11 protein-coding genes are annotated in these 11144 nt (G+C 55.9%); all 11 read left to right on the top strand.

The window, feature by feature from the left end; translation table 11 throughout:
- Window positions 1-559: 559 nt before the first annotated feature.
- The 11 genes from SBI19_RS24995 (at window position 560) to SBI19_RS24945 (ending at window position 11026) form a co-directional block, all read left to right on the top strand.
- Complete coding sequence (locus tag SBI19_RS24995) at window positions 560-1099, top strand: GNAT family N-acetyltransferase (RefSeq protein ID WP_317972249.1); 540 nt, start codon at window positions 560-562, stop codon at window positions 1097-1099.
- A gap of 128 nt (window positions 1100-1227) precedes the next feature.
- The gene (locus SBI19_RS24990) at window positions 1228-2079 is read left to right on the top strand and encodes a transporter substrate-binding domain-containing protein (RefSeq protein ID WP_483312334.1); all 852 of its coding nucleotides are present in this window, start codon (window positions 1228-1230) and stop codon (window positions 2077-2079) included.
- A gap of 36 nt (window positions 2080-2115) precedes the next feature.
- Window positions 2116-2916 carry an amino acid ABC transporter permease gene (locus SBI19_RS24985; protein WP_317972248.1) on the top strand — a complete coding sequence of 267 codons (801 nt, stop codon included), beginning with the start codon at window positions 2116-2118 and terminating at the stop codon, window positions 2914-2916.
- On the top strand, window positions 2906-3616 hold the full coding sequence (locus SBI19_RS24980; RefSeq protein WP_317972247.1) for an amino acid ABC transporter permease: 711 nt from the start codon (window positions 2906-2908) through the stop codon (window positions 3614-3616). The genes SBI19_RS24985 and SBI19_RS24980 overlap by 11 nt, the downstream gene beginning before the upstream one ends.
- Window positions 3613-4365: an amino acid ABC transporter ATP-binding protein gene (locus SBI19_RS24975; protein ID WP_317972246.1), complete on the top strand. Its 753-nt coding sequence runs from the start codon at window positions 3613-3615 to the stop codon at window positions 4363-4365. The genes SBI19_RS24980 and SBI19_RS24975 overlap by 4 nt, the downstream gene beginning before the upstream one ends.
- A 12-nt stretch (window positions 4366-4377) precedes the next feature.
- Window positions 4378-5394, top strand: coding sequence for an LLM class flavin-dependent oxidoreductase (locus SBI19_RS24970; protein ID WP_317972245.1), 1017 nt, complete (start codon window positions 4378-4380; stop codon window positions 5392-5394).
- A 34-nt stretch (window positions 5395-5428) separates the two neighbouring features.
- Window positions 5429-6649, top strand: coding sequence for an amidohydrolase (locus SBI19_RS24965; protein WP_317972244.1), 1221 nt, complete (start codon window positions 5429-5431; stop codon window positions 6647-6649).
- Window positions 6646-7824: an N-methyl-L-tryptophan oxidase gene (solA, locus tag SBI19_RS24960; protein ID WP_317972243.1), complete on the top strand. Its 1179-nt coding sequence runs from the start codon at window positions 6646-6648 to the stop codon at window positions 7822-7824. Before SBI19_RS24965 ends, solA begins: the two co-directional genes overlap by 4 nt.
- 15 nt (window positions 7825-7839) lie before the next feature.
- Complete coding sequence (locus tag SBI19_RS24955) at window positions 7840-8439, top strand: DinB family protein (RefSeq protein ID WP_317972242.1); 600 nt, start codon at window positions 7840-7842, stop codon at window positions 8437-8439.
- On the top strand, window positions 8439-9767 hold the full coding sequence (locus tag SBI19_RS24950) for an LLM class flavin-dependent oxidoreductase (protein WP_317972241.1): 1329 nt from the start codon (window positions 8439-8441) through the stop codon (window positions 9765-9767). Before SBI19_RS24955 ends, SBI19_RS24950 begins: the two co-directional genes overlap by 1 nt.
- A 2-nt stretch (window positions 9768-9769) precedes the next feature.
- Window positions 9770-11026, top strand: a complete 1257-nt coding sequence (locus tag SBI19_RS24945; protein WP_317972240.1) for a M20 metallopeptidase family protein — start codon at window positions 9770-9772, stop codon at window positions 11024-11026.
- Window positions 11027-11144 lie beyond the last annotated feature (118 nt).

Below are 11144 nucleotides of genomic sequence, written 5' to 3'. Positions count from 1 at the left end.
GCGGACCTATCGAGTTAGCGTACTTTTAAGTATCCTAAACTCCGCCAATGTGCGGATCTATTGAGTTAGCGTACTTTTAAGTATCCTAAACTCCGCCAACGTGCGGACCTATTGAGTTAGCGTACTTTTAAGTATCCTATTCCCCGCCAACGTGCCGGCCCAACATTCTACTGTAGGGCTGTTACCGCAATGCGAGAACAGCCCTGCGTAACCTTGTACAAGTGAATTATCTCCAACGGTCGGATCGTGTGAGGTTATATGTACCTCCACCACGCTTAATTGTCTCCAACGGTCATCATGTGAGTTACCACCACACTTAAGTATCTTCAGCAATCGTGCGCATCACCTGCTGCCGCTCCTCGTTTCCCGTTGATGCCTTGTTATCCGCCTTCTCACCTCCATTCGCACGCCATTCGTACCACCAGCAATCGAACAATCAATTGAACGATAGAGAAAGTCTATTAGCGAGAATGTACGGCGGATGGTACATTAGTAACATCTTAATTCACACTAAGTTTATAGGAATTATTTTGATTCGCTAAATTAGAGGGGTGAAAGCATGAGTGAACGGTTTAGGCAGGCAGGAGTTGAAGATGCAGAGAGACTCCATGAAGTGATCTACGAGGCGTATTCGCTCATTCGAGAGCTGGGGCTGCACTGGCCGGCGGCGAATGCGGATGTGTCCCAGATTCGGGACAACATCACGGACAATGAGTGTTACGTGCTGGAGGCGGACGGCCGCATCGTTGCGACCATTACATTGTCCAAAGGGGATGAAGTGAAAGCAATCACCGAGTTCCCATTCATCAAATGGTTCGCCGTTCATCCGAGCGAGCAGGGCAAAGGCTACGGAGACAAGCTGCTGGGTTGGGTGGAGAGCTCGATCATCCGCGACAAAGTCGGTGCGGCGGCTGTGACGCTCGGAACAGCAGAGAAGCATCCTTGGCTGCTGCCGATGTACCAGCGAAGAGGATACGAGAGCATCCGCTCATTCGATCCTGGCAACGGCGACGGCACGATGCATCTGCTGCGCAAAGTGGTAGACCCGGAAGCATTCGCGCTTTCGAGAGAAGCGCTGGGCGAAGTGAGCGCGGGCTGATCATTTTGCAAGAGACCAGAACAGAACAGTAATCAGAACTAGGAAACTAGCAGCAGCAAACGAGCAACACCCGCAAACAAGCAACACCATTAAAACAATAAACCATTAAACCGTTGGGGGTTATAACGATGAACAAGTTGAAGAAACCACTATTGATCACCGCAAGTCTAGCACTCGTATTGGTGGCCGCAGGCTGCGGCACGAAAGACAAAGCCGAGAACACGTCCGCTGCAGCAGACACGACGGCTGCATCCTCTGGCAAAGTAACGAAGATCGTTGTAGGCACAGGTACGGGCTTCCCGCAAGTATGCTTCTTGGATGAGAACGGCAAGCTGACAGGCTTCGACGTTGAGCTTGTAAGAGAAGTTGATAAGCGTCTGCCGGAATACGAATTCGATCTGCAAACGATGGAGTTCTCGAACCTGCTGCTGAGCCTCGAGACGAAGAAGATCGATTTTGTCGCACATGAGATGGAGAAGAACCCAGAGCGCGAACAGAAGTACCTGTTCAATAGCGAGCCTTATGCGCATTGGCGCAACAAAATCGTCGTCGCGAAGGATAACAACTCGATCCAAACGCTCGACGACCTTGCAGGCAAGAAGGTGCTGACCGGCGCAACGAGCGCCGAAGCGCAAATTCTGGAGAACTACAACAAAGATCATGACAAAAAGATTGATATCGTGTATCAGAGCGGAACAACGAACGATACGGTTGCGCAAATTACGTCCGGTCGTGTAGATGCGACGCTGGCCGCAGACTTCACGCTGTCGCTGATCGATCCGCAAACGAAGCTGAAGACGGTAGGCGACGGGTTGTCCGAAGCCGACATCCTGTTCGTGTTCCGTAAGGATGATCCGGATTCGAAGAAGCTGTCGGATGCGATTGACGGGGCGCTGAAGGACATTAAAGCGGACGGTACGCTCGGCAAGCTGAGTGAGCAATGGTTAGGCGGAGACTTCACGGCAGACACGTCGAAGTAGTCGCACAGCAGAACTTATGTGAGGTGAGACTGCAAGATGGAGTATGGCTTTGATATCGCCTACGTGTACAAATATATACCCAAGCTGCTGAGCACCTTGGATCTGACGCTGCTTATCGTGGCGGGGGCCATTGCGACGGGGCTGATCATCGGTCTGCTCGTGGCTCTGCCTCGTCTGTACAATGTGCCGGTGCTCCAGCAATTGTCGAAGGTGTACGTATCCTTCTTCCGAGGAACGCCGGTGCTGATTCAATTATTCCTGTTCTATTATGGCTTGCCTGAAATCTTGAAGCTGATCTATATCGATGTGACGAAGGTGCCGGTCTTATACTTCGTCATTCTCACCTTAGGGCTGAACGCCGGCGCCTTCATGTCCGAGACGATTCGTGCGGCGGTTACCGCCGTCAATCGCGGACAGGTGGAGGCGGCCTACGCGGTCGGTATGACGGGGTACCAGGCATTCACGCGTATCATTATGCCGCAGGCGCTGGCTATAGCGGTCCCTGTCTTCTCCAATCTGGTAATCGCGATGCTGAAGGAGACGTCGCTCGCCTTCACGCTTGGCGTGATGGAGATGACGGGCAAAGCGCAGTCTCTCGGCGCGCTGTCGCAGCATTTTCTAGAAACGTATATTTCGCTTGCCATCATTTATTTGGTTATCAGCATGGTGTTGGAGCGGATTCTGCTTGTCGTGGAACGCAGGCTTCAGCGTCATATGCGCCGCGATGCAGCACCGAGAAGGAGCTGGTTCGGCTTTCACCGCCGCGTTCCGCCGCTCAATCGCTTAACGCGAGAACTCAATCTGGATAACAAGGAGGTTCCGCGCTATGAAGCTTGATCCTTCTTTTATCTGGACGGCGTTCATTAAGCTGCTGTCGGCAATTCCGGTCACGCTCGAGATTACATTCGTATCCGTCTTCTGCGGTCTCATTATCGGAACGATAACGGCGCTTGCGCGCATCTATCGAATCCCCGTGCTTGCTCAGCTGTCCTCGGGCTATGTGACATTCATTCGTGGAACGCCGATGCTGACGCATTTGCTGCTCATTTATTTCAGTCTGCCGATGCTTATCGATGGTCTATCTTCGCAGTTCGACCTAGGCTGGAACTCGGCGCGCATTCCGATGATCGGCTTCGCTTTCGTATCTTTCTCGATTACAGCCGGCGCTTATATGTCGGAGGTCGTCCGTTCGAGCCTGCTCGCGGTTGATCGAGGGCAGATGGAGGCAGCGCATTCCGTTGGGATGACGACGCCGCAGGCGCTGCGCCGGATCGTGTTTCCTCAAGCATTTGCCGCAGGATTGCCGAACCTGTCCAACTCGCTGATCGGCATGCTGCATGGCTCGACGCTTGCTTTTACCGTATCCGTCGTTGATCTGAACGCGAAGGCGCAAATCGTCGCATCGACGAATTGGAAGTTCTTCGAGGCATATTTGGCGGCGGCGCTTATTTTCTGGGGGCTGACGCTGTTAATCGAACGCATTACGGGATTCATCGAACGGAAAATCAACGTGTACAACCGAGGAGGGGTAGCATGATCAAGCTGCGTGGTATTCGCAAATCTTTCGGCCGACAGGAGGTGCTTCAGGGCATCGACCTGACGGTCGAGAAAGGCGAGGTCGTCGCCATTCTCGGTCCGAGCGGCTCGGGCAAAACGACGCTGCTCCGCTGCATCAATTATCTCGAGAAGCCTAGCGAAGGCACGATTCATATTAGCGATTACTCGCTCGACTTCAAGCATGCGGGCAAGAAGGAGATTCACGCTCTGCGTCAGCGCACGGCGATGGTGTTCCAGCAGTATAACCTATTCAATCATAAGACGGCGCTGGAGAACGTGATGGAAGGGCTCATCGTTGTCAAAAAGTTGAGCAAAGACGAGGCGCGCAAACGGGGTGTCCAGCTGCTGGAGAAGGTTGGTCTCGGAGCGAAGCTGGATTCTTATCCAAGCCAGCTGTCCGGCGGACAGCAGCAGCGTGTCGGCATAGCTCGGGCGCTCGCGCTTGAGCCGGAAGTGATTTTGTTCGATGAGCCTACTTCCGCACTGGATCCTGAACTGGTCGGCGAGGTGCTGGCGGTCATTCGCCGCATCGCGAAGGAAGGCATTACGATGATCATCGTGACGCATGAGATGAGCTTCGCGCAGGATGTCGCCAATCATGTCGTGTTCATGGACGGCGGCGTCATTGTGGAGGAAGGTACGCCGACCGAGCTGTTCGGCAATCCGCAGGAAGAGCGGACCAAGCAGTTCCTGAAACGTTATTCGCCAGAATACAGCTATTCGATTTAAGGAGGGAACTCAATGACGATTGCAATAAGCATTCTAGATCAAAGTCCAGTTTATCCTGGCGAGACGTCCGAGGAGACGTTCGCACATACGGTGGCGCTGGCTCAGAAAGCGGAGGCGCTTGGCTTCCGTCGATTCTGGGTATCGGAACACCATGATTCGGAATATGTAGCCGGTTCATCGCCGGAGGTGCTTATCTCTTATTTGTTGGCCAAAACGAATCGGATCCGCATCGGCTCGGGCGGCATTATGCTGCAGCACTACAGCCCGTATAAAGTTGCGGAAAACTTCCACGTATTAGCTTCACTGGCGCCAGGCCGCGTGGACTTGGGCGTTGGCCGGGCTCCTGGCGGCTTGCCGCGCAGCACGCAGGCGCTGCAGAAGGGCGTGTCCGAACCGCAATCGCTGACGGACAAAATCATCGAGCTGCAAGGTCACGTTGCCGGCGGGCTGAAGCTGCCTGAGAACGATCCGCTTGCGGGCCTCAAAGCATCGCCGATTCCGGCGACGGCGCCGGAGCTGTATTTGCTCGGGGCGTCGGACAGCAGCGCGGAGCTTGCCGCCAATCTCGGACTGCCTTACGTGTTCTCCATCTTCATCGGCGGCGATGAGAATGCTGCGATCGAATCGATTAAGAAGTACCGCAATACATTCAATTACGAGCATGGCACGCAGCCGCACGCGATCTTGGCTCTGGCTGCCATCGTGGCAGATACGGACCAGGAAGCGATTGACCTGATACCGCCCAATAAGCTAGTGAAAGTATATCTGGCCGATGGCCGCAAGGTGACGCTCGGAACAGTGGAGCAGGCGGAGAATTATGGCAAGCAATCCGGCCAGCCGTACACGATCGAAGAGAAGGATGCTCAGGTGACTGCAGGATCTAAGGAGACGGTACGCAATAAGCTGATCGCTCTTCACGAGGCGGCAGGCATTGATGAGTTCATTATTACGACGAACATAGCGCCTTTCGAACAACGGGTTCGCTCCTACGAGCTGCTGAGCGAAGCTTTCGAAGAAGTGAAGGCGTAGGATTAGGCGTCAAGACTGGAGGTAAGGTGAAGGGATGAGTAATGAACAAGAGCTGCCCAGCGCAGCATCGCTGGCAAGCCGACTGAGTGAAATTCGCAGAGAGCTGCATCGCTACCCGGAGCTGTCGCATGAAGAGTTCGAGACGACGGTACGTATTCGGCAATGGCTTGAAGCAGCTGACATACGAATCGCCAGCTATCCGCTGCGCACCGGCATTATTGCGGAGATTGGCGGCTTAAACGGCGGTCCCATTATTGCTCTGCGGGCAGATATCGATGCATTGCCGATTCAGGAGGAGACTGGACTTCCGTTCGCTTCGACTATTCCAGGCGTGATGCATGCCTGCGGCCACGATTTCCATACGGCTTCGATCCTAGGCGCGGCGTATTTGCTCAAGGCGAAGGAAGCCGAGCTGCAAGGAACGGTGCGGCTCTTGTTCCAGCCTGCGGAGGAGAAAGCATCCGGCGCCCGCAAAGTTGTCGAGAGCGGTGCGCTGGAGGGCGTGAGCGCCGTGTTCGGACTTCACAATAAACCGGATCTGCCCGTCGGAACGATCGGCATTAAGGGTGGACCCATTATGGCAGCGGCGGATGGCTTCGTTGTTGAGGTTGCCGGCAAAGGCTCGCATGCCGCAGTGCCGGAGGCTGGCAACGATCCGATCGTAACGTCCGCTCATATCGTAACGGCGCTGCAATCGGTTGTAAGCCGCAATGTAAGTCCACTGGAGAACGCGGTCATAAGCGTCACGAAGCTGCACAGCGGAACGGCATGGAACGTCATTCCCGATAAGGCGGTATTGGATGGTACGATACGCACGTTCGAGGAGACGGTCCGTCGCCGGGTACGGCGGCGGTTCGACCAAGTAGTAGCAGGCGTCGCGGCTGCTTATGAGACGACCGCTTCCGTTCGGTGGATTGAAGGTCCGCCGCCAGTAAGCAATGACGAGGAACTGGCAGGGCTTGCTTGGAAGGAAGCAGAGGCGCTTGGACTGCTTCCTGTCGTACCCGTTCCTTCGCTTGCGGGCGAGGATTTCGCTGTGTATCAGCAGCATGTGCCAGGGGTATTCGTCTTCCTTGGTACCGAAGGGCCGCATGAATGGCATCATCCCGCGTTTGATCTGGACGAACGCGCGCTGCCGATTGCAGCGGATTTCTTCGCTGGTATCGCTGTACGAGCGCTGGCCCACTTCGTCAACACTGCTGCAGGCGGTGTTGTGACGGGCGTCAACTTCGACGAAGGAGCGGTGCGCGGATGAGTGCTTCTGCCGCTGGCAAGTCCGTCTACGACGTTATCGTTGTCGGCGCCGGTTCGATGGGGATGAGCGCTGGCTATTACCTTGCTGCCAGCGGGGTGCGGACGCTGCTGATCGATGCTTATGATCCGCCGCATCGCGAAGGAAGCCACCATGGCGAGCCGCGTCTCATCAGGCATGCCTATAGCGGAGGCGAGACCTACATTAAGCTGGCGCTCCGAGCGCAGCAGTTATGGGAAGAAGCCGAAGAGCTTACAGGCGTGAAGCTGCTGGAACGATCGGGTGTGCTAAATATAGCCGATCCTGAGCGCTATTCGTATCGCGGCCGGGCGGGTGATGCCGAGCAGCTTGGCGTTGTGACAGAGCTGCTGAGTGCCGCTGAAATCCGGCATCGCTGGGCGGGATTGACGCTGTCCGATCCATTCGAGGCCATGTATGAGCCGAACGCCGGCTACCTCTATAGTGAGCAGTGCGTTGCGGCATATCGAACTCTCGCACTGGCACATGGTGCGGAGCTGATCGTGAATACGCCGGTACAAGGCATCACGGCTCGCGAGGAAAGCGTAACGGTGCATACGGCGCAAGGAGACTACCATGCAGGGAGCGCGATCCTAAGCGCGGGCGCTTGGTTCAACACGCTTGCGCCGTTCGTACAGCTTCCGATACGTTCCGTCCGCAAGGTTGTCGGGTGGTTCGAGACGAAGGGGGAAACCTTCGATGCTGGCCGTTTTCCCGGTTTTACCCTTGGGTCATCGCACGGAGGCTTCTATGGCTTCCCGAACATCGGCGGAGCGGGCCTCAAGATTGGACGTCACGATGGCGGCGTTTCTTGGCAGCCTGGCGAGACGGCGGCTCCCTTCGGTGAATATGCCGAGGATGAAGGCGATCTCCGTGTTGCGCTCGAAGCGTTCATGCCTTCTGCTGCGGGCAGATTGCTGCGGAGCGCTGTATGCAAATACGAGCTGACGCCGGACGAAGGTTTTATTATTGATCATCACCCGGAGCACCCGCATGTCTATATAGCCGGCGGTTTCTCCGGTCATGGATTTAAGTTCTCGAGCGCTGTTGGCGAGCTGTTGTCGGGTCTCGTGCAGGGAATGAAGCCAGATGCAGCGGATATCAGTCCGTTCTCGCTGGCACGGTTCACGACGTCAGCATCGCCAGCAAGCCATACCTAATTGGAGGGAAACGAAATGAGCGAAGTGAACATTCAAGCGTACTTGGATACGCATCTGCAGCTGACGCAAGCAATTGCCGGGCTGAGCGAAGAAGAACTGAAATGGAAGCAGACGGAAGCCAAATGGAGCGTTACGGAGGTGCTCGCTCATCTCGCCGATCATAACATCGTGGTATCGTTCCGAATTCGTGATATTTTGGCCGATACGAAGGCACAGCTTCCTGCTTTCAATCAGGATCTGTGGGTTTCGGGGCAGCGCTCCAACGATGGCAATGCGGACGACATTCTCGCTGTCTTCTGGTCGCTGATTCAGTACAACGGGCTTCTGTTCGCGCGGCTCAATGAGCAGGACTGGGATAAGGCGGGCGTGAACTTCAAAGGCGAGACGGTTCGCGTTCGCGATATCGTTCGCGGGTTCACGAATCATGTGCATCACCATATCGCTCAGATCGACCGCATTAAGAATGCTTACCGGAATCAAGACGTTGCGGCGGCTTCTGAAGCTGCACAGTCCGTGTCCGCTTCTTCGGCATCCTCGTGCTCGATATCATCCGCACCTCCTGCTGCGTCCTCGTGCTCGATCGCACCGGCAGCCGCGCAAGGAGGGAATGTGTAATGGCACGACGTAAACAATTGAAGCTTGGCGCGATGCTGCATGGCGTCGGCAGCAGTACATCCTTGTGGCGGCATCCGGAGATTCAATCCGATGCGAGCGTAAACTTCGAGCTGTACAAATCTTGGGTGGAGAAAGCCGAAGGCAGCAAGTTCGATCTCGTATTTATCGCCGACGGTCTATATATCAATGAAAAATCGATTCCTCACTTCTTGAACCGTTTCGAACCGCTCACGATTCTAAGCGCGCTTGCCGGGGTCAGCTCAAAGATCGGACTCGTCGGCACGTTGTCCACGTCCTATAGCGAGCCGTTCACGGTCGCGCGCCAATTCGGCTCGCTCGATGTTATCAGCGGCGGCCGCGCCGGCTGGAATATCGTCACTTCCCCGCTTGAAGGCTCCGCATTGAATTACGGCAAGAAGGAGCATCCGGATCATGCCAAGCGCTACCGGATTGCGACGGAATATTTAGAGGTAACACGTGGCCTGTGGGATTCCTGGGAGGATGACGCATTCGTACGCGATAAGGCGTCCGGCGTATTCTTCGATCCAGCGAAGCTGCATGAGCTGAATCATGAAGGCGAGTTCTTCTCGGTCAAAGGGCCGCTGAACATTGCTCGTTCGAAGCAGGGGCAGCCGGTTATTTTCCAAGCGGGCTCCTCGGAAGTTGGCAAGGATTACGCGGCGAAGCATGCGGATGCGATCTTCACAGGTCATGAAACGGTAGAAGATGCGATCGCGTTCTATCAAGATGTGAAGCGCCGTGCGGCAGGTTTTGGACGAAATGCGGATGAGGTTCTTGTATTCCCGGGTATCGGTCCGGTAATCGGCAGCACAGAGGAAGAGGCTGAGCGCAAATATCAAGAGGTCGTCGAACTCGTATCGCCTGAGAATGCACTGCTTTATCTTGGCCGTTACTTCGAGCATCACGATTTCTCGCAATATGAGCTTGATGCGCCATTCCCTGATCTGGGCGATCTGGGACGCAACAGCTTCCAGAGCACGACAGATCGGATCAAGGCGACTGCGAAGGAGAAGGGCTTGACGCTTCGCCAAGTCGCGCTGGCGGTAGCCACGCCTCGCCCATCCTTTATCGGAACGCCGGAGCAAGTGGCAGACAAGGTGCAAGACTGGTTCGAGGCAGGCGCCGCGGACGGATTCATGGTCGGCTCTTCGGTTCCGCACGGACTTGAGGATTTCATCGAGCATGTCGTACCGATTCTGCAAGCGCGCGGTTTGTTCCGCAACGAGTATGAGAGCGATACGCTGCGAGGCAATCTGGGACTGCAAATACCGGCGAATCGGTATGCGAAATCGGCAGAGCGGGTGTGAGCTTGAGCTTACGTGAGACGATTGAGATCGTAAAACTGGAAGAAGCAGAGGCGCTTCGCAGCATGCTCGAATTCGCGGACTCGCTTCATGACGAACTCGTAGAGATTCGGCGGGATCTGCATCAGCATCCGGAGCTTCTGTATGATACAGATCGCACGGCCGACATTGTCGTTCAGCTTCTTGAAGAATGGGGATTGCATGTTGTATCCGGCGTAGGTCCTCACTTCGGCAAAGGCGTTGTCGGCATATTGCGCGGCGGTCTGCCAGGCGGCAGGACGGTATTGCTGCGCGCGGACATGGACGCGCTGCCGATCCATGAGCTGAATGAGATCGACTACCGTTCCGTTACCGACGGGGTGATGCACGCTTGCGGACATGATGCGCACACAGCAATGCTGCTCGGTGCGGCGAAGACGCTTGCGGCTCATCGGGACCGCTTCGCTGGCGAGATCCGCTTCGTCTTCCAACCTGCCGAGGAAGGTGCGCTGCCCAGTCCGCTGGATGGGCGGCTGCTGTCCGGCGGGCGGGATATGATAGAGGCGGGCATTCTCGACGGCGTTGACCGTTGCTTCGCACTGCATGTATGGCCGGAGCTGGCTGCGGGTACGATCGGCATTCATCCGCGTTATGCGATGGCGGCCTCGTCGCATTTTCACGTGACGCTGCAAGGGAAGAACGGGCATCACAGCACGCCGCATCTCGCGGTTGACGCGATCCAGATGACTGCGGCATACATTCATGCGGTCAATGGCTTGATGTCTCATGGGGTGGATCCGACTGAATCCGCGGTGCTCGCGTTCGGCACGGTGCAGGCCGGAACGGTGATCAATGCGATCGCAGAGCGGAGCGTAATCTCCGGAACGTTCCGCGCGTTCAGCAAGGAGACGGTAACGGCTATTACGGAGGGGCTGCATCGTCATGCCAAGGCGGTATCGCTGTCGTATGGCGGCTCTTATGAGCTGGCCCTTCGTGAAGGCATTGCCGTCGTCAACGATGCAGACGCGGTGCAGGAGGTCATTCGCAGCGGGACGGCTGTCGTTGGACGAAGCCGTGTGCTGCGGATGGATGCGCCGAGCCTTGCAGGCGAAGACTTCGGCTGGTACCTCGATCGTGTACCGGGCGCATTCATTCTGCTGGGCTGCGGCAATGCCGAGCAGGGCATCACCGATGGGCTGCATCGGCCACGTTTCAATCTTGACGAATCCGTGCTGACGCATGGGGTAAAGCTGCTTGTCCACCTCGCTGTGGCAGGCGAATAATCAGTTCGATGAAGCACCAACGACTTCGGCTATGCCGAAACTCGTTGGTGCTTTTTGGGTTCGGGCTCTATGCTCGAACGTATGAGTTATCGCAAATAAAAGTGCGCTAACTGGTTGG

Source organism: Paenibacillus sp. CCS19, assembly GCF_033239625.1.
In the GTDB taxonomy this organism is placed as follows: Bacteria; Bacillota; Bacilli; order Paenibacillales; family Paenibacillaceae; genus Paenibacillus_T.
This window is presented reverse-complemented; position numbering and strand designations above follow the sequence as displayed.

Bases quoted from the DNA above. Each gene is read 5' to 3' on its own strand.
- SBI19_RS24985 (WP_317972248.1), top strand. From the start codon at position 2,116: ATGGAGTATGGCTTTGATATCGCCTACGTGTACAAATATATACCCAAG.
- SBI19_RS24995 (WP_317972249.1), top strand. From the start codon at position 560: ATGAGTGAACGGTTTAGGCAGGCAGGAGTTGAAGATGCAGAGAGACTC.
- SBI19_RS24965 (WP_317972244.1), top strand. From the start codon at position 5,429: ATGAGTAATGAACAAGAGCTGCCCAGCGCAGCATCGCTGGCAAGCCGA.
- SBI19_RS24980 (WP_317972247.1), top strand. From the start codon at position 2,906: ATGAAGCTTGATCCTTCTTTTATCTGGACGGCGTTCATTAAGCTGCTG.
- SBI19_RS24955 (WP_317972242.1), top strand. From the start codon at position 7,840: ATGAGCGAAGTGAACATTCAAGCGTACTTGGATACGCATCTGCAGCTG.
- SBI19_RS24970 (WP_317972245.1), top strand. From the start codon at position 4,378: ATGACGATTGCAATAAGCATTCTAGATCAAAGTCCAGTTTATCCTGGC.
- SBI19_RS24990 (WP_483312334.1), top strand. From the start codon at position 1,228: ATGAACAAGTTGAAGAAACCACTATTGATCACCGCAAGTCTAGCACTC.
- solA (WP_317972243.1), top strand. From the start codon at position 6,646: ATGAGTGCTTCTGCCGCTGGCAAGTCCGTCTACGACGTTATCGTTGTC.
- SBI19_RS24975 (WP_317972246.1), top strand. From the start codon at position 3,613: ATGATCAAGCTGCGTGGTATTCGCAAATCTTTCGGCCGACAGGAGGTG.
- SBI19_RS24950 (WP_317972241.1), top strand. From the start codon at position 8,439: ATGGCACGACGTAAACAATTGAAGCTTGGCGCGATGCTGCATGGCGTC.